Genomic DNA, 22,667 nt, shown 5'->3' on the forward strand with positions numbered 1-22,667 from the left:
TTGGCCCCGGTCGCCCCCGTGGCAGCCGGGGCCGGAGTGCGTCGCACTCCCGCACGCCCGCGTACGGCCGAAACACGCCCTTGCGCGACCCGAAAGGCGCCCGAATACTCCCGAGACAGCGCTTGTCAGGGGCATTGCGGGACCCCCAGTGGCCACGGGGCCCGCCGAGATGCCTCCGGCTGCGCCTCACGGGCCCCGGGAGATTCCCCACACCGCACCGGGCCCCCGATTCCCCTCGGGAGGAACGACAAGTGAGGAAAGAGCGCACCACCACACCCCGCAGCGGAATGGCGAGACGCTTCCGCTTCATGGCCGTGGCGGCAGGACTCGCCGCCACCGCCGCCATCGCCGTACCGAACGCACAGGCCCAACCCGCAGCCTCCACCGCCTCGTTGAGCGCCGCCCAGCTCGTCACCGCCCAGGCAGCCGTCCTGCGCGCCGACGTCGCGGGCACCGCCTGGCACGTCGACAGCGCGACGAACACCCTCGTCGTCACCGCCGACAGCACCGTCTCCCGCGCCGAGCTCGCGCGGATCACGGCAAGCCTGGGCGACCAGGCCCGCGCCCTGCGCATCGAGCGCACCCCCGGCAAGTTCTCCAAGCTGCTGTCCGGCGGCGACGCCATCTACGCGCCGTCCTGGCGCTGCTCCCTGGGCTTCAACGTCCGCAAGGGGAACACGTACTACGCGCTGACCGCCGGGCACTGCACCGACGGCAACCCCACCTGGTACACCAACTCCGCCCGCACGACGCGCATCGGCCCGACCACCGGGTCCAGCTTCCCGGTCAACGACTACGGCATCCTGCGCTACGACAACACCGCCGTCCCGCACCCGGGCACCGTCGGCAGCGTCGACATCACGGGCGCCGGCAACGCCACCGTCGGCATGAACGTCACCCGGCGCGGCTCCACCACCGGCATCCACAGCGGCCGGGTCACCGGCCTCAACGCCACCGTCAACTACGGGGGCGGCGACATCGTCTACGGCATGATCCGCACCAATGTGTGCGCCGAGCCCGGCGACAGCGGCGGCCCGCTGTACTCCGGCACCACGGCGATCGGTCTGACCTCCGGCGGCAGCGGCAACTGCTCGTCGGGCGGCACGACCTTCTTCCAGCCCGTCACCGAGGCACTCAGCGCGTACGGGGTCACGATCTACTGACCCCGCGTCTCCACAGACTGCAGCCAGCAGCGGGCAGGCCCCCGATCCGGACTCCTCCGGGCGGGGGCCTGTCGACTGTCGTCCCCCGGGGTTACCTTCTTCTCAGGACAAGTCAGGACACAATGGGGCTAGTGGGACTCCAGGGGGCCATGATGGTCGAGGAGTTGGTGATGGCGGGGGCCGCCGCCGTGGGCGCCGGGGCGGTCTATCTGATGGCGGCGGCCCGGGTGGTCAAGCAGTACGAGCGCGGGGTGGTGTTCCGGCTGGGGCGGCTCAGGGAGTCCGTGCGGGGGCCCGGCTTCACGATGGTGGTGCCCTTCCTCGACCGGCTCACCAAGGTGAACATGCAGATCGTGACGATGCCGGTGCCCGCCCAGGACGGCATCACCCGGGACAACGTGACGGTGCGGGTCGACGCCGTCATCTACTTCAAGGTGATCGACGCGGCGGACGCGCTGGTGCGGGTCGAGGACTACCGCTTCGCCGTCGCGCAGATGGCGCAGACCTCGCTGCGGTCCATCATCGGCAAGAGCGAGCTCGACGACTTGCTGTCCAACCGTGAACAGCTCAACCAGGGGCTGGAGTTGATGATCGACAGCCCGGCCGTCGGCTGGGGCGTGCAGATCGACCGGGTCGAGATCAAGGACGTGTCGCTGCCGGAGACCATGAAGCGGTCGATGGCCCGGCAGGCGGAGGCCGACCGCGAGCGCCGGGCGCGCGTGATCAACGCGGACGCCGAACTCCAGGCCTCGAAGAAGCTCGCGGAGGCGGCCGGGGTCATGTCCGACCAGCCTGCGGCGCTCCAACTCCGGCTGCTCCAGACGGTGGTGGCGGTGGCGGCCGAGAAGAACTCGACGCTGGTGCTGCCGTTCCCGGTGGAGCTGCTGAGGTTCCTGGAGCGGGCGGCGCCGACACCGGCTCCGGCGGCCCCGACAGCGGCTCCGGCGGCCCCGGTGGACCGGGCCGGGACCCAGGGGAACACTGTGACACCCGAGGAGCTGGCGCTGCCGCCGTACGACTACGAGAGCGCGGCCCCCGTGGGGTCGGCCGAGCCGGGTGCGGACGGGGAGGAACACCACGCGGCGGTCACCGGGTCGGGTGCGACGGCGGCTGCGGAAGAGGAGCACGGGGCGGCGGACGGCGGCGAGCCGGGCGCGCCCGGGGCGACCTGAACCGGCCCGCTACCGCCCAGTACCGGACAGGCGTAGACCTCACCCAGGGGCCCCCGCCGGTCGCACGGGGTGTTCGCAACTGTGACCGGGGGGTCGCGAAACGGGCACGCCGACGGCATGTCAAGAGAACGCGGGCGTGCGGTGGTTGTCGTGTGCGCGTCCGGAAGTCGACCTTGTGTGCTCCCTGTGAGCCTGTGAATAGTGGGGCCTCACCCGGGCTCACCCCCACAATTCCGGGCTCGGGACCCCCCACAGGAGGTCACTTGTGAAGCACCGACGCATACCCAAGCGGCGTGCGGCAGCGGTCGGAACCGCAGTCGTCGCCCTGGTCGCCACGGGCATCACCTTCCAGACCGCGAACGCCAGCGAAGGCGCGGCCCCCACGCCGACGCTGAAGACCCTCTCCGTGGCGAGCGCCAACCAGCTCGCGACCTCGCTCACCAAGAAGCTCGGCGCGGACGCCGCCGGGTCCTTCTACGACGCGAAGGCCAAGGCCCTCGTCGTCAACGTCACCGACAAGGCGGCGGCGGAGACCGTGAAGGCGGCCGGCGGGCAGGCCAGAATCGTCCAGCACACCCTGGCCGAGCTGAAGTCGGCGCGCACCGCCCTCGCGGGCAAGGCGTCCATCCCCGGCACGTCCTGGGCGACCGACCCGGTCAGCAACAAGATCGTCGTCACGGCGGACCGCACGGTGAAGGGCGCGAACCTCGCCAAGCTCAACAAGGCGGTCAAGGAGCTGGGCTCCAAGGCACGACTGAAGCACTCCAAGGGGGAGTTCAAGCCCCTCATCGCGGGCGGCGACGCCATCTGGGGCGACGGCGCGCGCTGCTCGCTGGGCTTCAACGTGACCAAGGGCGGCGAGGCGTACTTCCTCACGGCCGGTCACTGCACGGCCGAGATCCAGAGCTGGTCGGACAAGCAGGGCGGCTCGGCGATCGGCACCACCGCCGACTCCAAGTTCCCCGGCAACGACTACGGGCTGGTCAAGTACTCGGGCTCGACCGCGCACCCCAGCGAGGTCAACCTGTACAACGGCAGCTCGCAGGCCATCACCAAGGCCGGGGAGGCCACCGTCGGCCAGAAGGTGACCCGCTCCGGGTCCACCACCCAGGTCCACGACGGCGAGGTCACCGGCCTCGACGCCACCGTGAACTACGGCAACGGGCAGGTCGTCAACGGGCTCATCCAGACCACGGTCTGCGCCGAGCCGGGCGACAGCGGCGGGGCGCTCTTCGCGGGCGACACGGCGTTGGGGCTCACGTCCGGGGGCAGCGGTGACTGCTCCTCGGGCGGGGAGACCTTCTTCCAGCCGGTGCCGGCGGCGCTGGCCGCGACGGGTACGGAGATCGGCTGACGCGTCAGGGGTGAACGACGGGCCCCGGTCCACCGTTGCGGTGGGCCGGGGCCCGTCGGCGTGTTGTGGTGCGGGTCGGTCGGGTCGACACCCGGTACCGGGGTGTTTTCGCCCCGGTCCCGCCCCTTCACCTAAAGCGCTCGGCCGCGCGGCTGGGTGGGTGGCTGGTGTTTTGCGCAGTTCCCCGCGCCCCTGGAAGGGGCGCGGGGAACTGCGCGACCAGCCACGACGCACCCGCACGGGAACCGTGCAATTGCCCCGCGGGTTTAGGTGAAGGGGCGGGGCTGGGGCACCAACACCCCAGTACCGGTGACGGTACGAGCGAGCCCCGCCCCTTCACCGTAGGGACCCGTGCCGCCCGCCGCCCCAGGCGTCAGCAGCGGCCCGCCGGGCGGTCGCGGGTGACCAGGTTCGTGTGGCCCGTCGTGCCGTCGCCCCAGAGGACCCGCTTCCCGGTGTCGGCGGCGACCCCGTACTGCTCACCGCGCGAGCACGAGACGCGTGCCGGGTTCAGCCCGTCCGGGTCGACCTGGATCAGCTTGGACAGGCTGGAGTTGACCAGGTCCTGCCCCGGCTTGAAGTACGTGTACGTGACCGCCGCGTCCGTCGCGTCCAGGCTCCAGATGTACGCCCGCTCGTCCGTCTCCGGGATCAGGTCGGTCATGCCCGTGCCGTCGACGTTCGCCCGGCGCAGGATCTGCCGGCTGTCGTCCATGATGTTGTCGACCAGCCAGTACAGGTGCTTGCCGGTGAGGACCGGGTTCGCGATGCCGATCCAGCCGCCCTTGGCCGGGACCAGCGACTTCTTGCCGGTCTCCAGGTCGAGGATCTCGGTGGAGATCTCCGAGTAGCCGTCCGGGGTGGGGTAGATCTTGCCGTAGGCCAGCTTCGTGCCGGACACCGTCGGCAGTGCCGTGGTCACCGTCGCGTCGTCGCCGTCGGCGTAGTGCACCGTCGGGTCGTTCCCGCGCACCCACGCCACCCGCGGCTTGCGCTCCGCGTTCTCCTCCTGCCAGGTGACGACGTCACCGGAGACGTGCGCCGCGCCCGCCAGCGAAGGCAGCGTACGGATCGTGCGGATCGGGCCGCCCTTGAGGGAGCGGGAGAGCACCTCGGAGCCGTTCGCGCCGACCGCGACCCAGACGACCGTCTTGCCGTCGGTGTCCGGAGAGGTGTGGTAGCGCCCGTCGTTGGGGCTGATCAGCTTGGGCGCGCCGCCCGAGCCGTCGGTGCGTCCGGCCCAGACCGAGTACGCCTCCTCGCCCTCCTCGTCGGACTTCGAGACGGCCCACCAGCCGCCGCCCGCGCCGGGTTCGGTGCCCCGGGTGTTGAGGTCGCCCAGCAGCTTGTCGGTGTCGACGCCGATGGCCTGCTCCCAGCCGGGCACGATGCCGTGCGCGGCGAAGGCGCGGGTGACCTTCTTCAGCTTGTCGCCCTTGACCCCGAGATCCTTCGCGGCGGCCAGGACGGCGGCGCGGGCCTCGGTGAAGCCGTCGAGCGGGGTGAGGTACTCGGTGAGCGCCTTGTAGACGATCCGGTCGGCCTGCTTGCCGCCGAGGTCCTCGCGGATGTCCCACAACGCGCCCGAGAAGATGGTCGAGTTGAGGTGCACGCCGCCGCGGTCGAAGCCGAAGGCGACGCCGAGGAAGTCCTTGGAGGTGGTGCGGCCGTCGTTGAGGTCGCGCAGCGCGCAGTCGCGCGGGGACTTCGTACGGCACAGGTCCTCGCCGATCAGTCCGGCGTCGCGGGACTTCTCGTTGCCGGTGACGCTCACGTCGATGGCGTTGCCGAAGTAGTCGGCGACGGCCTCGTTGAGCGCACCGGACTGGCCGGTGTAGACGAGGCCGGCGGTGTGCTCGACGACGCCGTGCGTCATCTCGTGGCCCACCACGTCCAGGTCGGCGGCGAGGCTCTTGAACTCCTCGTCGCCGCTGCCGTAGACCATCTTGTCGCCGTCCCAGAAGGCGTTGGCGTACGGGAAGCCGTACTCCGTTATCCCCACCAGGGAGTTGATGGCCATGCCGCGGCCGTCGAGGCTGTCGCGCTTGTGCTGCTTCTTGTAGTAGTCGTAGACCTGCCCGGCCGCCCAGTGCGCGTCGATGGCGCCGCTCTCGGTGACCTTCTTGTCGAAGGTCTTCGAGGGGGAGGCGACCTCCTTGATGCCCGCCGGCCACTTGCCGGACGCGTCGCCGACGTCCACGCCGGTGGCGTCCCAGGTGGTGATGGGGTTCTTGCTGGTCTTCCAGGTGCGGGTGTGGTCGATCAGGAGGTACGAGGAGCCCCGCTTCTCGACCTCCAGCTTCACCTTCTTGCCGTCGAGCTTGACGCCCTTGCCCGTGGTGCCGGGCTGCTTGGCCTTCTTCGCCCCGTCCGCCTTCTGCGCGGCGGGGTCCAGGGCGTTCTGGATGCCGGAGTACGACAGCACCGGGAACCCGGCGTGCGCGTCGACGTACACCTCCTGCTTGACCGGTGCCTTGGCGAGCGGGTCGAAGCCGGTGACGGTGATGTGGTGGGTGAGGACGCCCTTGCCCTGCGGCAGGACGACGAGCCCGTGCGAGACGGCGCTCAGCTGCGGGGCGCCGGGCGCACCCTTCGCGCCGGGGGCCTTCGTGCCGGCGCCCTTCTGCTCCGGCAGGCGCAGCTTTCCGCCCGCGAGCTGCGACCGTACGGACGACAGCGCGCGCTCGCTCGCGGTCGCGGCCGGGACGGTCGCCTTCGCGTCGACGTCGAGGCCGGTGAAGTATTTGCCGGAGGTGCCGGTGACGAGTCGCTCGTCGCCGCCCTTGCTCTGCATCCGCACCAGGTACTGGCCGCCCAGCACCTTCACCCCGCGGTGCTTCTGCTGGAAGCGGACCGTCTCGTCGGTGCCGTCCCGGACGGTGTCGGCGGCGGCCAGGTCGCGCTGCGGGTCGGCGATCGCGTACCGGCTCTTCTTCGCGGCGAGGTGGCCGCGGGCGGCGTCCGCCGGGGCGGCGGCGGCCGGGGCCTGCTCGGCGATGTTGTCGACGAGGGCGGGGGTGGCCGTGCCCTCGCCGGGGACGACGTCCGCCGGGGGAGCGGCGGGGGCCGCGTGCGCGGGGAGGGCTCCGGTCAGGAGGGCCGCCGCGCCGAGCAGCGCGGCGACACCGGCGGCCCGGGATGTCCGGCCGGGTGCTGCCGTGGGTCTGGACTTGCTCAAGGTGTTCCCAACTTCCGTGGTCGCTTGCGCTGTTCATCGTTCATGCAAGGTGTTGCAGGGATGTTGATCAAGGAATAAGTCCTGTCCACAAGTGAGGGGTGCGAGGGGCTGGACGGCGGGGGGAGGGAATGTGTAAAGGGGCCGCGGCGGATGTGCGGCGAAAAACTTGTGAAAGTTTTCACAAGCCCTCAAGGGGCTTAGGTCCCTGAGTGTTTCCGCAGCTCAGAGGGGGTTGAGCGCGAGAGGTCGGGAATTCGAAGGGACCTTGTGCCCGGCTGTTGAGGGCATTCGCCGATCATTTCCGCCCCCCGTCAGGAGTGGAATGGAGGCATCAGCAAGAAGGCCGCAGCGAAGGAGTACCTGTCATGCAGGCCCAGGAGATGGTCGACGGACTCGTCCAGGGAGCGCTGGAAGCGCTCACCGCGTTCGAGGAGCTCGACCAGGAGCAGGTCGACCACATCGTCAAGAAGGCGTCGCTCGCCGCGCTCGCCGCCCACGGAGACCTGGCACAGCAGGCGGTCGAGGAGACCGGCCGGGGCGTCTTCGAGGACAAGGCGGTCAAGAACCTCTTCGCCTGTGAGCACGTCACGAACTCCATGGCCGGTCTCAAGACCGTCGGCGTCGTCAGCCGCGACGAACTGAACGGCATCACCGAGATCGCCGAACCGGTCGGCGTGGTCTGCGCGATGACCCCGGTCACCAACCCCACCTCGACCACCGTCTTCAAGGCGCTCATTGCCCTGAAGACCCGCAACCCGATCGTCTTCGCCTTCCACCCCTCCGCGCAGAAGTGCTCGGCCGAGGCCGCCCGCATCGTCCGCGACGCCGCCGTCGCCGCCGGAGCGCCCGCCGACTGCGTCCAGTGGATCGACACCCCGTCCATGGAGGCCACCGGCCTCCTGATGAACCACCAGGGCGTCTCCACCATCCTGGCCACCGGTGGCAACGCCATGGTCAAGTCGGCCTACTCCTGCGGCAAGCCCGCCCTCGGTGTCGGCGCGGGCAACGTCCCCGCGTACATCCCGAAGAGCGGCAAGCTCCAGCGGGCCGTGCACGACATCGTCCTCTCCAAGGCCTTCGACAACGGCATGATCTGCGCCTCCGAGCAGGCCGTCATCCTCGACGCCGAGGTGTACGAGGCGGGCATCGCCGAGTTCGAGCGCCTCCACGCGTACGTCCTGACGGCGGCCGAGAAGACCAAGGTCGAGGAGTTCGTCTTCGGCACCACGGCGTACGCCACCAACTGCGCCGGCGCCAAGCTGAACGCGGCCGTCGTCGGCAAGTCCCCCCAGTGGATCGCCGAGCAGGCCGGGTTCGAGGTCCCCGAGGACACCTCGATCCTCATCGCCGAGTGCGCCGAGGTCGGCTCCGCCGAGCCGCTCACCCGCGAGAAGCTCTCCCCGATCCTCGCCGCCCTCAAGGCCGACGACACCGAGCACGGGCTGCGACTGTCCGCGCAGATGGTGGAGTTCGACGGTCTCGGGCACAGCGCCGCCATCCACACCGAGGACGAGGAGCTGGCCGAGGAGTTCGGCAAGCGCGTCAAGGCGATCCGTGTCATCGTCAACGCGCCCTCCACCTTCGGCGGCATCGGCGACGTCTACAACGCCTTCCTGCCCTCGCTCACCCTGGGCTGCGGCTCGTACGGCCACAACTCCGTCTCCAACAACGTGACCGCGGTGAACCTCCTCAACATCAAGCGGATCGGACGGCGCAACACCAACATGCAGTGGTTCAAGGTCCCGCCGAAGATCTACTTCGAGCGCAACTCGCTGCGCTACCTCGGTGAGATGGCCGGGATGAAGCGCGTCACGATCGTCACCGACAAGACGATCAGCGCGCTGGGCTTCGTCCAGAAGGTCACCGACATCCTGAACAGCCGCGAGGACCGGATCGTCCTCCAGGTCATCGACAACGTCGAGCCCAACCCCGAGCTGGAGACCGTCCAGGCAGGTGCCGCGATGATGCGGGACTTCCAGCCGGACACGATCATCGCGCTGGGCGGCGGCTCGCCGATGGACGCGGCGAAGATCATGTGGCTGATGTACGAGCGCCCCGAGGTCGAGTTCGCGGACACCAAGGAGAAGTTCTTCGACGTCCGCAAGCGCGCCTACAAGTTCCCGGCGCTCGGCGAGAAGGCCCAGCTCGTGGCCATCCCGACCACCTCGGGCACCGGCTCGGAGGTCACCCCCTTCGCGGTGATCTCGGACCCGAAGGCCGCCCAGAAGTACCCCCTCGCGGACTACGCCCTCACCCCGAACGTCGCGATCGTCGACCCGACGCTCCCGATGGGCCTCCCGGCGAAGGTCACCGCCGACTCCGGCTTCGACGCCCTCACCCACGCCACCGAGGCGTACGTCTCGGTCTACGCCAACGACTACACCGACGGCCTCTGCCTCCAGGCCATCAAGCTCATCTTCGAGAACCTGGAGCGGTGCGTGACGGACGGGGCCAACGACCCCGAGGCCCGCGAGAAGATGCACAACGCGTCGACCGTCGCCGGAATGGCCTTCGCCAACGCCTTCCTGGGGCTGGTGCACGCGATGGCGCACACCCTGGGCAACACCTTCCACGTCGCCCACGGCCGCACCAACGCCCTGCTGCTGCCGCACGTGATCCGGCACAACGGCCAGGTCGCCGCCAAGGCCACCCCGTGGCCGAAGGCCGAGGTCTACCAGGCCCCGGAGCGTTTCCAGGCGATCGCCGCGATGCTGGGACTCCCGGCCGCGACCCCCGCCGAGGGCGTCGAGTCCTACGCCAGGGCCGTCGAGGAGCTGCGTGCTGCGTGCGGCATCCCGGCCAGCTTCAAGGAGGAGGGCGTCGACGAGAAGGCCTTCCTGGCGGCCCTTCCGCAGCAGGCCCTCAACGCCTACGCCGATCAGTGCGCGCCGGCGAACCCGCGGATGCCGATGATCGCGGACATGAAGGAACTGATGCGCAGGGCGTACTACGGGAAGTAGTCCCGGGCCCCGCCACGGCGGAGCGGCCGACGGCAACTGCCGTCGGCCGCTTTGCCGTTCACCGCTTGGGCCAGTACCAGAGGGGCTCGTCCAGGGGGCCCTCGCGGCCCGCGACCGTCGTCTGGCCGAAGTCCTTGACCAGTTCGATGGTGTTGAGGTCGATACGGGCGCGGTGGGTGCCCTCCATGAGGGCGTCCGCGAGGGGGCGGGCGTGGGTGACCACGACCAGTTGAATCTGGCGGCTGGCGGTGAGGATCAGGTCCGCGAGGGGGCGCAGCAGGTCCGGGTGGAGGCTGGTCTCCGGCTCGTTGAGGACCAGGAGGGTGGGCGGGCGGGGGGTGAGGAGGGCGGCCACCCACAGGAGGTAGCGGAGGGTGCCGTCGGAGAGTTCGGGGGCGCCGAGCGGGCGGAGCAGGCCGTGCTGGTGGAGTTCGAGGGCGAGGCGGCCGCCGTGGGAGGTGACGGAGACCCGGCTGCCGGGGAACGCGGAGTCGATCGCCTCGTCCATCGCGGCGTGGTCGCCGATCTCGCGGATCGTCTGGAGGGCCGAGGCGAGGTCGGAGCCGTCGGCGCTCAGGACGGGGGTGCGGGTGCCGATCTGCGCCGAGCGGGCCGGGGCGTGGGCGTCGGTGCGGACGTGGTCGTAGAAGCGCCAGTTGCGGATGCGTTCGCGCAGCAGGAGGAGGTCGGGGGCGAGCTGGGGGTCCGCGAGTTCGCTGAGCATGCTGTCGTACGGGCGGATCTGGCCCTGTGAGCGGTGCCAGTCGCCGGAGGCGGTCCGGATGCGTACGGCAGGGCCCTGGCGCTCCGAGAGGAGGGCCGCCGGGCGCAGGATCGGGCCCGCCCAGGTGCACTCGCGCTTGATCTCCGGGTCGCCGCCGAACATGGAGCGCGCGTCCGGCGGCTGCTGGCCGAAGTCGATGGCGTACCCGAACTCGTCGCCCGCGAAGCCCAGGCGCAGGTTCACCGGGCCCTGGCTGACCACCCCCTGCACCGGGTAGAGCCCCTCGCGGACCGCACGGCCGAGCTTCTCCGGGCCCGCCCACAGCGTCGAGCCGAGGCCGCCCTCGCGGGCCAGGGCGGCGACCGCCCCGTTGCGGGAGGAGTCGGCGAGCAGGCGCAGCGCGCGGTAGAGGCTGGACTTGCCGGTGCCGTTCGCGCCGGTGACGACGTTGACCTGGCCGAGTTCGACGATCAGCTTGCGCAGGGAGCGGTAGTTCTCGACCGCGAGGGTGGTGATCATGCTCAGGACTCCGGGTGTTCCTCGGGGGCCAGGAAGCGGCCCATCGGGAGGACCGGGCGGCCCCAGGTGCTGGCCAGCACCTGGCCGGCCAGCAGGTACGTCGCCCCGGCCGCCGCGCACAGCCCTGCCCAGCCCGCGACCCGGTTCCAGCCGACGATTCCCGTGAACCCGAAGCACGTCATGGCGACGAAGACGACGAGCACGCAGGTGAAGGTGAGGAGCAGGGCGAGGTGGATGCGGAAGCAGGCAAGCCACAGGACGAACACGACGAACACCCAGGGGAGGGTGAAGAGGCCGTTCACGTCGCCGCGCAGGGCCGGGTCGGTGGCCGGCAGCACCCACTGGATGAGGACCGCCTTCGCGCACCAGAAGAGCCCGAAGCCGCCGAAGACGGTGGCGTGCCAGGTGTCGCCGCGCTGCGCCTGGAAGAGCCCGGCGAGGAGCTGTGCCAGGCCGCCGACGAAGAAGCCGACCACCGGGAGCACCGAGTGGGCGAGCTTCTCCGGGAAGACCCCCGCGTCGATCCCGGTGGCCAGGACCGTGACGACGATGAAGCCGGTCAGGCCCAGCGGACCGAGCTGGGCCTGCGCCGTGGGCTCCATCCGCTTGACGGAGACCGCCTGCGCGGCGGGGCCCGACCGGTGCGGCAGCCCCAGGTTCACGCGCGGCCGCCGGTGTCCAGGGTGGCCCCGCCCGTGCCGTCGGCGCGGTCGTCGGGGGCGGTGTCCTGCAGGACCTCCTCGGTGGAGGGCCTGCGCAGCGAGGCCACCGCCATCGTCACGGCCGTGCCGACGAGAGCCCACGCGGAGAGGACCAGCAGCGGGCCGGTGATGTTGTTGCCCTTGAAGTACGCGATCGAGCGCGCCACCCAGGTGGCCGCACCCGGCGGCAGCGCGGGTCCGATCGAGCGCCAGAAGCCAGGCAGCAGCGGGCCGGGGAACGCGCCGCCCGCACTCGGGTTGCCGCCGATCACGATGATCAGGATGGCCAGGCCGATGCCGACCACCCCGAAGATGCCCTGGAGGGCGAGGGTGAGCGCACCGACCGCGAAGACCGTGAGCGCGCCCAGACCCCACAGGCCCCACACGCTGCCGGGCAGGGCGCCCAGGATCGGACCGGCGATCACCGCGCCGAGCAGGCCCGAGACGATCGCGTACAGGGCCATCATCGCGAGCCGGAGGACGGCCCGCTTGCGGTTCGCCGGGCGGGCACCCGCGCTGATCGCCAGGATCGCCGCGCACAGGTAGCCGCCGACGCACCAGCCGACCACCAGGTAGAAGGAGCTGAGCCCGTTCGCGTCGCCCTTCGAGGCCGGGGCGATGTCCTTGAAGACGACCGTGCGCTGCTGCGAGGCACCGACCTTGGTGAAGATCTCCTCCAGTGCCCGGGTCTCGGCGCCGCCCTGGCCCGAGGCGACCAGGAGGGTGTCCTCGGTGCCGCCGCGCGGATTCACCAGAAGCGTGGCGTCGATGTCGCGGTTCATCATCTCGTCGCGGGCCGCCGCCTCGGAGGCCAGGGGGCGCGCGTCCAGCGGGGAGCCGGGCAGTTTGTTCAGCTGCCCGGTGAACTGCTCCGCCGCCCCGCCCGGCGCGACCACCGCCACCTTGATGTCCTGGGGCTTGGGGTGGTGCAGGGCCCCCACGTACGACGTGATGAACAGCAGTTGCAGGGCGAGGCAGCCGATGACGAGCAGTGCGGCTCGCGGGGTCACGGCGTGCTTCAACTCGTCGGCGAATTTCATGTCCCCACGCTCCCGGCGCGGTGAGTTTCCCGCAGGTGGGGTGGGCCGTACGGGTGAACGCGGAGGCGGCCTTCCGGTTGTGCGGAGTACGTGCCGGTGTGCGGCGCCCCGGCCCCTCGTGCGGGCCGACCCAGCACCGTAAGGCTGGACATGGACCTGTCAGTACGGTGAAAGGCCGCTCATGAAGTTCAGCTATGTGATGCTCCCCGACTACCCGCTCCAGGACTCCCTCGCCTCGATCAGGCTCGCCGACGAGCTGGGCTTCCATGCCTGTTACGCGGCGGACGAGACCTGGCACAAGGACATGTGGTTACTGTTCGCGGCGGCCGCCGGGCAGACCCAAAGCATCCGTTTCGGGCCGAGCCTGTCGTCCGTGGTGCTGCGCGAGCCGACCCTCATCGCGCAGTCCCTCGCCACCCTCGACGAGCTGTCCGGCGGACGCGCCGAGGGCGTGCTGTCCTGCGGGAACTTCGGGCTGCTCGCCCAGTACCGCATCGACTGGGCACGGACGAAGCCGCTGTCGCGCACCAAGGAGGCGCTGCACGTCGTGCGGACCCTGCTGGACGAGGGGGTGATCTCGTACGAGGGCGAGTTCTTCTCGTACGACGGACTCTTCACCTTCGCGCGTCCCGTCCAGGAGCGGCTTCCGGTCAAGCTCGGCGCGATGCGCGGCCCGAAGTCCTTCGAGGCGGCGGGGGAGCTGTCGGACGGCGTCCACCATGCGCTCAGCTACACGCGGGAGGCGTACGAGTACGCCGTGAAGCACCTGAAGATCGGCGCGGAGCGGGCCGGGAAGGACTGGCGGAGTCTCGACGTCGGGGCCTGGGTGGTCTTCGCGACCGACCGTGACTCGGCGAAGGCGAAGGAGGCCGCCCGGTCGATGGTCGGCATCTACGCGTCCTCCATGCCGGAGGAGCAGCTGCGGCGCAATGGCGTCGACCCGGCCGAGCTGAAGCCGGTCATCGAGGCCATCGCGGCGGGCGACCTGGCCAAGGGCATCGAGCTGACGTCGCCGGAGGTCGCCGAGAAGCTGTCGGTGTCGGGGACGCCCGAGGAGTGCCTGGAGAAGATCCGCACCGAGATCGAGCCCGCCGGGGTCAACCACATGATCTGCGCGATCACCGACAGCGGGCTGGTGAAGGCCTTCACGGGGCGGGAGCTGGAGGGCGTCGCGGACGTGGACGCCCAACTCCGGCTGATCCACGAGGAGATCATGCCGCACTGGAAGTGAGCGGAGTCCGGGCGCGGACCGGGCAGGGGAGTGCCGCTGCGTGATCCGGGCATGGGCCGGGCAGAGGAGTGCTGCCGCGTGATCCGGGCATGGGTGTGCCGTCCGTTCCCCCGGAACGGACGGCACACCCGGCTCGCACGGCCCTCAGCGGCCGTGGCGCCCACCGGTGGCCGACTTGCGGCGGACCGAGCCGAACATCACGGCCGCGCCCAGCGCCAGCACCGCCGCACCGCCCACCGCGATGTACGGGGTGGCGGAGTCGCCGCCGGTCTCGGCGAGGTTGTCACCGGCCGGGGCCGCGACCGGGGAGGCCGAACCGCCCTGCGGGGCAGGGGCGTTGGCGTCCGGGGCGGCGGGGGCCGCGGGCTTCGGGGCGGCGGCGGTGGAGCCCGCGCCCGTCTTGTGGTCGTTGTCGCCGTGCCCCTTGTGCTCGACGGTCGACTTGTCGGCACCGGCGGCTATGTCCTTGTCGGACGGGGCCGAGGCGGCGGGGGCCGGGGGAGTGCCGGCGTCCGTGCCCTTGCCGCCGGTGTCCTTGCCGAAGACGACGTCGGAGCAGGTGTAGAAGGCCTCCGGGCTGTCCGAGCGCTGCCAGATGCTGTAGACGAGGTGGCGGCCGGACTTGTTGGGCACGGTGCCGTCGAAGACGTAGTCGCCGCCCTGCATCTGCGGGTCGGTGACCTTCGCGAAGGGCTTGGCCTCCAGGTCCGACCACTTCAGCGGCTTCGTCGGGTCGTAGCCGTCCTTGGTGACGTACAGCTCGAAGGAGCCCTTGTGCGGGGCGGTGCCCTTGTAGCGGAAGGTGTGCTTGCCCGCCGCCAGCTTCGAGGACGGCCAGTCGGCGCGCGGCAGGTCCAGGCCCTTGTACTTGTCGTTGCCCGCCGAGCACAGCTTGCCGTCGGGGATCAGGGCCTTGTGGTTGCCGGCGGCGTTGGCGATGTTCACCGCGTTCCAGTCGTAGAACGCCTGGACGCCGCTGGCGGCGACGGCCGCCTTGCAGGCCGCCGACTTCGGGCTCTCCGGGCCCTCCGCGTAGCAGGCGGAGACCCGGCTGACCGGGTCCGTCATCGAGCCGTGCGCGGCGGCCGGGGAAGCGGCCAGGCCGGTCAGCGCGAGCGGCGCGAGGCCGAGGGCGGCGACGGTGGCGGCTTTGCGACGAGCAGCGGTCATGGTGCGGAACTCCTTGGCAGGGGACGTGTGCGCGGCCGGGGGAGAGGGGGGAGATCTCCCCCGGCCAAGCAGCACGCTAGACCCCGAAAACCGTGAAATTCCTTGCGAGGAGCGGCTGGTGGCGATCTTTATGGACCGCTTAAGGAAGCGCTCAGAGACGGTTAAGAAGGTGCCTGGAACGGGCGGTTCCGGCGATGGTCGTCGCGGTGGGCCGTGCGTCGGGCAGGGCTCACACCACCCACCGGTACCGCCGCTCCGGCCGCCCCGTGCCCCCGTACCGCAGCGTCACCTCGGCCCGCCCGGTGGCGGTGAAGTACTCCAGGTACCGGCGCGCGCTCACCCGCGACAGGGCCCCCGCCTCCGCGCACTCCGTCGCCGAAAGGCCCTCCGGATGCGCCCGCAACGTACGCTCCACCAACTCCGCCGTGTGCGCCGCCAGCCCCTTCGGCAGCTCCCGCGAGCCCGGCGGACGCGTCCCGAAGAGCTGGTCCACGTCCTCCTGCCGGGCCTGCCCGTGCACGGCCAGCGCGTCGAAACGCGTCCGCAGCGACGCCACGTGCCGCAACTGCTCGCGCAGCGCCGCCTGGTGGAAGGGCTTGATCAGGTAGTGCAGCGCCCCCGCCCGCAGCGCCGCCCGCACGACACCGGCGTCCCGCGCCGCCGTGATGAACAGGGCGTCCGCCGTCGGCCGCCCCGCGTCCAGCGCCTCCGCCGCCCGCAGCTCGCGCAGCACGTCCAGCCCGTCCATGTCGGGCAGATACACGTCCAGGAGTACGAGATCGGGGCGCAGCCGCTCGGCCGCGCGCAGGGCGTCGGCACCGTTGTGGGCCACCCCGACCACCGTAAAACCGTCCATCGCGGACACGCAGCGGCTGTGGACCTTCGCCACCATGAAGTCGTCGTCCACGACCAGCACATTCGTCACCCCGCGAGGCTAGGGCGCGACCACAAGGACCACAACGTCCGTTGGTTCCGGAACGGCGACAGCTCCTTAACGCACCGGCAACATGAGCGCACCCCCCTCCCCCCTGGAAGAACTGAAGAAAGGCGGCGCCCGTGCGATTGCGCACCCCCCTCGCCCTGGCCGGGGCGGCACTCCTGGTGCTCGTGGGGCCGCCGCTGCTCACCACGGGCAGCGGCTCCGACACCGGCACCCAGATCCCCGGCCTGCGTTTCATGGTCCCCAACACCCCCGGCGGCGGGTACGACATCACCGCGCGCACCGCCGCCAAGAACGCCGAGGAGGCCGAGCTCACCGGCGGCATCGAGGTGTTCAACCTGCCCGGCGCGGGCGGCACCGTGGGCCTGGCCCGGCTCGCCGCCGACCACGGCAACGGCAAGGCCGCCATGTCGATGGGCCTCGGAGTCGTCGGCGCCGTCCACACCAACAAGGCCCCCAAGACCCTCGCCGACACCACCCCCATCGCCCGGCTCACCGAGGAGCAGGACATCGTGGTGGTCGGCAAGGACTCCCCGTACAAGACGATCCAGGACCTCGTCGCGGCCTGGAAGGCGAACCCGGCGAAGGTCCCCGTCGGCGGCGGCTCCTCGCCCGGCGGCCCCGACCACCTCGCGCCGATGCTGATGGCGCGAGCCGCCGGGATCAAGCCGAAGGACGTCAACTACGTGCCCTTCGACGGCGGCGGCGAACTCCTCGCCTCCATCCTCGGCGACAAGGTCGCCTTCGGCGTCTCGGGCGTCGGCGAATACCTGGACCAGATCAAGGCCGGTGAGCTGCGGCTGCTGGCCGTGACCGGACCGAAGCGGGTGCCGGGACTCGACGCGCCCACCCTGCGCGAGTCCGGCCTCGACACCGAGTTCACCAACTGGCGCGGCATCGTCGCCCCGCCCGGCCTCACCGACGCCGAACGCACCAAGCTCGTCGCGCTCTTCGAGAAGCTGCACGCCTCGAAGCAGTGGAAGGACTCGATGAAGAAGAACGGCTGGGACGACGCGTTCCTCACGGGGGAGAAGTTCGGCGACTTCCTGGAGAAGGAAGACAAGCGGGTCGACTCCGTGCTGAAGGAGCTGGGTCTGTGATGAACTCCCTGGAGAAATCGCCCAGTTCGGCGGAGGAGTCCGTGGCGCCGGGCGGCCGTGGCGCCTGGCTGCGGGAGCATTCCGAACTCGGCGTCAGCGTGCTGCTGTTCGTCCTCGGGATCCTCGTCCTCACCGACGCCCTGACCATGCACGTCGAGATCGCCCAGCGCGGCCCGGTCGGCCCGACCACCGTGCCCGTCGTCGTCGGCATCGCGCTGCTTCTGGTGTCGGTACTCCTCGCCGTCGACGTCCTGCGCGGCGGACGCGGCGAGGCCGAGGGCGGCGAGGACGTCGACCTCTCCGAACCCGCCGACTGGCGCACCGTCGTGCTCCTCGCGGGAGTCTTCCTCGCCAACGCCGTCCTCATCGGCCCGCTCGGCTTCCCGATCTCCGGCGCGCTGCTCTTCTGGGGCTCCGCCTACGCGCTCGGCAGCCGCCACTTCAGCCGCGACCCGCTGATCGCCGCCGGACTCTCCCTCTTCACCTACTTCGTCTTCAACAACCTGCTGGGCGTCCCGCTGCCGGGCGGCCCGCTGATGGGAGTGCTGTAAAAGTCATGGACTCCCTGAATTCACTGATGGATGGTTTCGGAACCGCCCTCACCCCGATCAACCTGCTGTGGGCCGCCCTCGGCGTCCTCCTCGGCACCGCCATCGGCGTGCTGCCCGGCATCGGCCCCGCGATGGCGGTGGCACTGCTGCTCCCCGTGACGTACGGGCTCGAACCCACCGGCGCGTTCATCATGTTCGCCGGCATCTACTACGGCGCGATGTTCGGCGGCTCGACCACCTCCATCCTGCTCAACACCCCCGGTGAGAGCGCCGCCGTGGTGGCCGCCATGGAGGGCCATCCGATGGCCAAGGCCGGGCGGGGCGCGCAGGCGCTCGCCGCCGCCGCCATCGGGCACTTCGCGGGCGGCATGATCGGCACCATCCTGCTGGTCGCGCTGGCCCCGGCGGTCGCGGCGCTCGCCGTGGACATCGGCGCGCCCGACTACTTCGCCATCATGGTGCTGGCTTTTATTGCGGTTACTTCTGTGCTCGGGTCCTCGCGGATCCGGGGGCTCGCCTCGCTGCTCATCGGCCTGACCATCGGGCTTGTGGGTCTCGACCAGATGACGGGGCAGTCCCGGCTGACCTTCGGGTCGCTCGAACTCGCCGACGGTGTGGACGTGGTGATCGTCGCGGTGGGTCTCTTCGCGATCGGGGAGGCGCTGTGGGTCGCCGCCCATCTGCGGCGGGGCGGCGCGGACGCGATTCCGGTCGGGCGTCCGTGGCTCGGCAAGTCCGACGTCAAGCGCACCTGGAAGTCCTGGCTGCGCGGGCCGCTGATCGGGTTCCCGTTCGGGGCGATCCCGGCGGGCGGGGCCGAGATCCCGACCTTCCTGTCGTACGTCACCGAGAAGCGGCTCTCGAAGCACAAGGAGGAGTTCGGCAAGGGGGCCATCGAGGGCGTCGCGGGGCCCGAGTCGGCCGCCTCCGCCTCGGCGGCCGGAACGCTGGTCTCCATGCTCACCCTCGGGCTGCCGACCACCGCCGTCGCGGCCGTGATGCTGGCCGCCTTCCAGCAGTACGGCATCCAGCCGGGGCCGCTGCTCTTCGAACGGGAGCCGGAGCTGGTGTGGGGGCTCATCGCGTCGCTGTTCGTGGGCATGGTGCTCCTGCTGGCGTTGAACCTGCCGCTGGCGCCGCTCTGGGCGAAGCTGCTGCGGATTCCGCGGCCCTATCTGTACGCGGGGATCCTCTTCTTCGCGTCGGTCGGGGCGTATGCGGTGGGCGGGGAGGCGCTGGATCTGGTGGTGCTGCTCGTCATCGGGCTGATCGGGTTCGGGATGCGGCGGTACGGGTTGCCGGTGCTGCCGGCGGTCATCGGGGTCATTCTCGGCCCGGCGGCGGAGCAGCAGTTGCGGCGTGCGCTCCAGATCAGTGACGGCAGTGTGGTTGGGCTGGTCAACACCCCCTTCTCCGTCACCGTGTACGTGATCGTCCTGCTGCTGCTGACCTGGCCGCTCCTGCGCAGGCTCCCCTTCCTGCGCCGCGGAACCCCTTCCTGACCCACCCTCCCCGGAGGGCCCCTCTCGGGGCCCTCCGCCCCGTCACTTCCCCGCAGCCCCCTTGGGCGGGGGCCGCCCTCCCTTCCGCCAGCCCGCTTGCGCGGCGGGGCCGCTCCCCTTCCCCCCTCCCCTCAGCCCCCTTCGGCGGCGCCGCCCCTCCCCCCCCTCTTCCCTCGCCCCCTTGGGCGGCGGGGCCGCCCCCCCGGGGGCGGAACGGGCGGGCAAGGGGGCGGCCCCCTCGCTCCGGGCCCGCCCCGGTCCCGGCCCCTGCCCGCACCCCCGATACCGGGTGCGCGCGGCCCCGGGGCCCTCGGGGCGCCTCCCGGTGCCGGGTGCGTGAAGCTCCGGCCCGCTGGGCCAAGGAGGCCCCAGCCCCGCCCCTTCACCTAAAGCGCTCGGCCGCGCGGCTGGGTGGGGGGCTGGGCGCGCAGTTCCCCGCGCCCCTGAAGGGGCACGGCAAGAGCGCGCCCGCACGGCGGTGTCCCGCACAGTATTGGACCGGGTGGTTCATAACCTGTGCTAGCGTCCTCCGTATGGCACGCCCACGCACCTTCGACGAAGGCCAAGCCCTCGAAGCCGCCATGCGCACCTTCTGGGCCAAGGGGTACGAGGCCACCTCGACCCAGGACCTGTGCGAGGCCACCGGCCTCGGCCGAAGCAGCATCTACAACACCTTCGCCAGCAAGCGCGACCTCTTCCGCCGCGCCCTGGAGCACTACACGGAGGTGATGAACGCCCGGCAGGCCGCCCTCCTGGAGGACGGTTCCCTGCCCGGGGCGGATCGGATCCGCGCCCTGTTCGCCCTGATCATCGACGGGGAGTTCGAGGTCAGGGAGAGGGGGAGGAGCATCGGGTGTCTGACCGTCAACACGACCGTGGAGCTGGCGCGTTACGATGAACCCGAGGTCACCGCGCTCCTGGAGCGCGACCTGGCCCGCCGCCTCGGCACGTTCCGGACCGCCGTGGAGGCCGGCCGCCGGGACGGGTCCATCACCTCCGAGCGGGGTGCGGACTCGCTCGCCCGGTACCTCAACGCCGTCATCGGCGGCATGCGGGTCTCCGCCCAGGGGGGCGCGGACCGGGCGACCCTGGAGGCGGTCGCCGAATCGGCGCTGGATGCTCTGACGCGCTGATTCTTCTTCAATTCACGCCGTGATTTCTGCGGCGTTTTCTCTTGCCTCCATTCTGTACTGAACTGTCCAAAACCTTGATGTGAAGGGGCAACCTGCCGTGCCACTCGCCATATACGTCCTCGCCGTGGGCGTCTTCGCCATGGTGACCAGTGAGTTCGTCGTCGCCGGACTGATGCCGCAGATGGCTGCGGGCCTGGACGTCACCATTCCGCAGATCGGCTATCTGATCACCGCGTTCGCGGTGGCGATGGCCGTCGGCGGACCCGTCCTGACCATGACCGTCGTCAAACTCCCGCAGAAGAAGGCGCTGATGCTGCTCTTCGGGCTCTTCCTGATCGGGAACGTCGCGGCTGCGACAGCCGTGAACTACACCGTCATGCTGATCGCCCGCCTGGTCACCGGCACCGCCTCCGCCGCCTTCTTCGGCGTCGCGCTGTCCCTGTGCGCCGAGCTGGTACGTCCCGAACTGCGCGGCCGGGCCGCCTCCGTAGCCCTCAACGGGCTCATGCTCGGCACCCTCCTCGGGCTGCCCATGGCCACGCTGATCGGGGAACACCTGGGCTGGCGGGCCGCGTTCTGGGTCATCACCGGGCTGACCGTCCTCGCCGCCGCGGCCACCGCCGTCGGCGTCCCCACGCTCGGCCGGGCCGAGAGCGGCGGCGACCTCCGCCAGGAACTCGCCGTCTTCCGCAACCGCCGCTTCTGGCTCGCGGTCTCCACCAGCACCCTCATCATCGGTGCGACCTTCTCCGCCTTCAGCTACTTCAACCCGATCCTGACCCAGGTCACCGGCTTCGCCACCGGCACGGTCCCGCTGCTCCTCGTCGCGTACGGAGCGGCCACCGTCGTCGGCAACATGGTCGTCGGCCGGCTCGCCGACCGGTACACGATCCCCGTCCTCGCCGTCGGCCTCGCGCTGAATCTGGTCTTCCTGACCGGTTTCGCGCTCCTCGCCCAACTCCCGCTTGCCGCCGTCGTGTTCATGCTCGGCATCGGGCTCGTCGGCGTGACCATGAACCCCGCGATGATCACCCGGGTGCAGCGGGTCGCCAACGCCCGCCCCTTCGTCAACACCGTCCACGCCTCCTTCATCACCCTCGGCGTCGTCATCGGCTCCTCGGGCGGCGGGCTGGCGATCGACCTGTGGGGGCTGCGGTCGCCGCTGTGGCTGGGCGCGGTGCTGGCAGTGGTCGGGCTGCTCACCCTCGTACCGGAAGTGAAGAAGCGGCGGCGGACGGCATCCGTGCCCGGGGACGACCGGTTGTCAGTGGCGGATGCCACCATCGGTGCATGAAGCCTGAAACGCCGCATTCCGCGCCCCGGCACACCGAGGTGGTCGACGTCCACCTGATCCTGCGCCGGGGCGCGGAGGTGCTCCTCTCCCGCCGCGCCAACACGGGTTACGCGGACGGCCTGTTGCACGCCCCGTCCGGGCATGTGGAGGACGGTGAGGACGTGCGTGCGGCGATGATCCGCGAGGCGGCGGAGGAGGTCGGCGTCACCCTCGCCGCCGACGACCTGTCCGTCGCCCTGGTCATGCAGCACCGGGGGCCCGGTGGGCGGCCGCGCACCGGCTGGTTCTTCGAGGCGTCGTACGACCCGGCCGACCCGCCCTCCAACCGCGAGCCCGACAAGTGCTCCGGCCTCTCCTGGCACCCCCTCGCCGCACTGCCGGACGGCATGGTGGCCTACTGCCGCGCCGGGCTCGACGCCTACCGCCGGGGCGAGCGCTTCGTCCTGCACTGGCACGAGGACGACGACCCGATCGCGTACGACGACCCCGTGCGCGACCGCAAGGTGCCGCTCCGCGAGTCCGGCACCTCCGGGTCCGTGCACCACGTCGAACTGTGGGTGCCCGACCTGGCGGCGGCGGAGCGCAGTTGGGGCTGGCTGCTCGGCGCGCTGGGGTACGTGCCGTACCAGCGCTGGGAGAAGGGCCGGAGCTGGCGGCTCGGGGGAGCGTACGTCGTACTGGAGCAGTCGCCCGCCCTCCTCGGCGACCGGCACGAACGCAGCGCCCCCGGCCTCAACCACCTCGCCCTGCGCGCCCGCGACCCGGCGGCGCTGGACACCCTCGTGTCCGCCGCCCCGGAACACGGCTGGACCCTCCTCTTCCCCGACCGGCACCCCTTCGCGGGCGGCGAGGGCCACCGGGCGGCGTACCTGGAGGACGGGGACGGATACGAGGTGGAGGTGGTGGTGGAGGGAGGCTGAAGGGGGGCGCCGCGT

16 protein-coding genes and 1 pseudogene are annotated in these 22,667 nt (G+C 71.0%); 11 read left to right on the forward strand and 6 right to left on the reverse strand.

Annotation, left to right across the window (positions count from 1 at the left end; translation table 11 throughout):
• Positions 1-287: 287 nt before the first annotated feature.
• From IE269_RS34580 to IE269_RS34590, 3 genes are all read left to right on the forward strand, one after another.
• Complete coding sequence (locus tag IE269_RS34580) at positions 288-1,163, forward strand: S1 family peptidase (RefSeq protein WP_189827328.1); 876 nt, start codon at positions 288-290, stop codon at positions 1,161-1,163.
• Between the two features lie 152 nt (positions 1,164-1,315).
• Complete coding sequence (locus tag IE269_RS34585) at positions 1,316-2,335, forward strand: slipin family protein (RefSeq protein WP_189827329.1); 1,020 nt, start codon at positions 1,316-1,318, stop codon at positions 2,333-2,335.
• Between the two features lie 265 nt (positions 2,336-2,600).
• Positions 2,601-3,689, forward strand: coding sequence for a S1 family peptidase (locus tag IE269_RS34590; protein WP_189827230.1), 1,089 nt, complete (start codon positions 2,601-2,603; stop codon positions 3,687-3,689).
• 373 nt (positions 3,690-4,062) lie between these two features.
• Here the strand turns inward: IE269_RS34590 and IE269_RS34595 are convergent, their stop codons facing one another.
• Positions 4,063-6,867, reverse strand: a complete 2,805-nt coding sequence (locus IE269_RS34595; RefSeq protein WP_189827231.1) for a M4 family metallopeptidase — start codon at positions 6,865-6,867, stop codon at positions 4,063-4,065.
• A gap of 365 nt (positions 6,868-7,232) precedes the next feature.
• Between IE269_RS34595 and adhE the strand changes: the two genes are divergently transcribed.
• Positions 7,233-9,827: a bifunctional acetaldehyde-CoA/alcohol dehydrogenase gene (gene adhE, locus IE269_RS34600; protein WP_189827232.1), complete on the forward strand. Its 2,595-nt coding sequence runs from the start codon at positions 7,233-7,235 to the stop codon at positions 9,825-9,827.
• A 58-nt stretch (positions 9,828-9,885) separates the two neighbouring features.
• Here adhE and IE269_RS34605 read toward each other — a convergent pair whose 3' ends face one another.
• Genes IE269_RS34605 through IE269_RS34615 form a run of 3 tightly spaced genes read right to left on the reverse strand, consistent with a single transcriptional unit; the run spans position 9,886 to position 12,811 of the window.
• Positions 9,886-11,070, reverse strand: coding sequence for an AAA family ATPase (locus IE269_RS34605; protein ID WP_189827233.1), 1,185 nt, complete (start codon positions 11,068-11,070; stop codon positions 9,886-9,888).
• Positions 11,071-11,072: 2 nt separating this feature from the next.
• Complete coding sequence (locus IE269_RS34610; protein WP_189827234.1) at positions 11,073-11,732, reverse strand: acetate uptake transporter; 660 nt, start codon at positions 11,730-11,732, stop codon at positions 11,073-11,075.
• Positions 11,729-12,811 carry an ABC-2 transporter permease gene (locus tag IE269_RS34615; protein ID WP_189827235.1) on the reverse strand — a complete coding sequence of 361 codons (1,083 nt, stop codon included), beginning with the start codon at positions 12,809-12,811 and terminating at the stop codon, positions 11,729-11,731. The genes IE269_RS34610 and IE269_RS34615 overlap by 4 nt, the downstream gene beginning before the upstream one ends.
• Before the next feature lie 181 nt (positions 12,812-12,992).
• Between IE269_RS34615 and IE269_RS34620 the strand changes: the two genes are divergently transcribed.
• Positions 12,993-14,042, forward strand: a complete 1,050-nt coding sequence (locus IE269_RS34620; RefSeq protein WP_189827236.1) for an LLM class flavin-dependent oxidoreductase — start codon at positions 12,993-12,995, stop codon at positions 14,040-14,042.
• Positions 14,043-14,186: 144 nt separating this feature from the next.
• On the opposite strand, the gene IE269_RS34625 is transcribed toward IE269_RS34620, so the two are convergent.
• A complete protein-coding gene (locus IE269_RS34625) occupies positions 14,187-15,212 on the reverse strand; it encodes a lytic polysaccharide monooxygenase auxiliary activity family 9 protein (protein ID WP_189827237.1) in 1,026 nt (341 codons plus the stop codon).
• Between the two features lie 229 nt (positions 15,213-15,441).
• Positions 15,442-16,128, reverse strand: a complete 687-nt coding sequence (locus IE269_RS34630; protein WP_189827330.1) for a response regulator — start codon at positions 16,126-16,128, stop codon at positions 15,442-15,444.
• Positions 16,129-16,268: 140 nt separating this feature from the next.
• On the opposite strand from IE269_RS34630, the gene IE269_RS34635 reads away from it, so the two are divergent.
• The 6 genes and pseudogenes from IE269_RS34635 to IE269_RS34660 all read left to right on the forward strand — a co-directional run.
• Positions 16,269-17,252 (forward strand): Bug family tripartite tricarboxylate transporter substrate binding protein, encoded by a 984-nt coding sequence (locus IE269_RS34635; RefSeq protein WP_189827238.1) that lies wholly within the window; start codon positions 16,269-16,271, stop codon positions 17,250-17,252.
• Positions 17,252-17,803: a tripartite tricarboxylate transporter TctB family protein gene (locus IE269_RS34640; RefSeq protein ID WP_189827239.1), complete on the forward strand. Its 552-nt coding sequence runs from the start codon at positions 17,252-17,254 to the stop codon at positions 17,801-17,803. The genes IE269_RS34635 and IE269_RS34640 overlap by 1 nt, the downstream gene beginning before the upstream one ends.
• A 5-nt stretch (positions 17,804-17,808) precedes the next feature.
• On the forward strand, positions 17,809-19,305 hold the full coding sequence (locus IE269_RS34645) for a tripartite tricarboxylate transporter permease (RefSeq protein WP_189827240.1): 1,497 nt from the start codon (positions 17,809-17,811) through the stop codon (positions 19,303-19,305).
• A gap of 533 nt (positions 19,306-19,838) precedes the next feature.
• Positions 19,839-20,438, forward strand: coding sequence for a TetR/AcrR family transcriptional regulator (locus IE269_RS34650; protein WP_189827241.1), 600 nt, complete (start codon positions 19,839-19,841; stop codon positions 20,436-20,438).
• A 97-nt stretch (positions 20,439-20,535) separates the two neighbouring features.
• Positions 20,536-21,732: an MFS transporter gene (locus IE269_RS34655; protein WP_189827242.1), complete on the forward strand. Its 1,197-nt coding sequence runs from the start codon at positions 20,536-20,538 to the stop codon at positions 21,730-21,732.
• A gap of 26 nt (positions 21,733-21,758) precedes the next feature.
• A pseudogene (locus tag IE269_RS34660) lies at positions 21,759-22,652 on the forward strand (NUDIX domain-containing protein); the annotation flags it as partial.
• Positions 22,653-22,667 lie beyond the last annotated feature (15 nt).

The organism is Streptomyces spiroverticillatus (genome assembly GCA_014650415.1).
Classification (GTDB): Bacteria; Actinomycetota; Actinomycetes; order Streptomycetales; family Streptomycetaceae; genus Streptomyces; species Streptomyces spiroverticillatus.

Bases quoted from the DNA above. Each gene is read 5' to 3' on its own strand.
- IE269_RS34580 (WP_189827328.1), top strand. From the start codon at position 288: ATGGCGAGACGCTTCCGCTTCATGGCCGTGGCGGCAGGACTCGCCGCC.
- IE269_RS34585 (WP_189827329.1), top strand. From the start codon at position 1,316: ATGGTCGAGGAGTTGGTGATGGCGGGGGCCGCCGCCGTGGGCGCCGGG.
- adhE (WP_189827232.1), top strand. From the start codon at position 7,233: ATGCAGGCCCAGGAGATGGTCGACGGACTCGTCCAGGGAGCGCTGGAA.
- IE269_RS34605 (WP_189827233.1), bottom strand. From the start codon at position 11,070: ATGATCACCACCCTCGCGGTCGAGAACTACCGCTCCCTGCGCAAGCTG.
- IE269_RS34615 (WP_189827235.1), bottom strand. From the start codon at position 12,811: ATGAAATTCGCCGACGAGTTGAAGCACGCCGTGACCCCGCGAGCCGCA.
- IE269_RS34620 (WP_189827236.1), top strand. From the start codon at position 12,993: ATGAAGTTCAGCTATGTGATGCTCCCCGACTACCCGCTCCAGGACTCC.
- IE269_RS34625 (WP_189827237.1), bottom strand. From the start codon at position 15,212: ATGACCGCTGCTCGTCGCAAAGCCGCCACCGTCGCCGCCCTCGGCCTC.
- IE269_RS34640 (WP_189827239.1), top strand. From the start codon at position 17,252: ATGAACTCCCTGGAGAAATCGCCCAGTTCGGCGGAGGAGTCCGTGGCG.
- IE269_RS34645 (WP_189827240.1), top strand. From the start codon at position 17,809: ATGGACTCCCTGAATTCACTGATGGATGGTTTCGGAACCGCCCTCACC.
- IE269_RS34650 (WP_189827241.1), top strand. From the start codon at position 19,839: ATGGCACGCCCACGCACCTTCGACGAAGGCCAAGCCCTCGAAGCCGCC.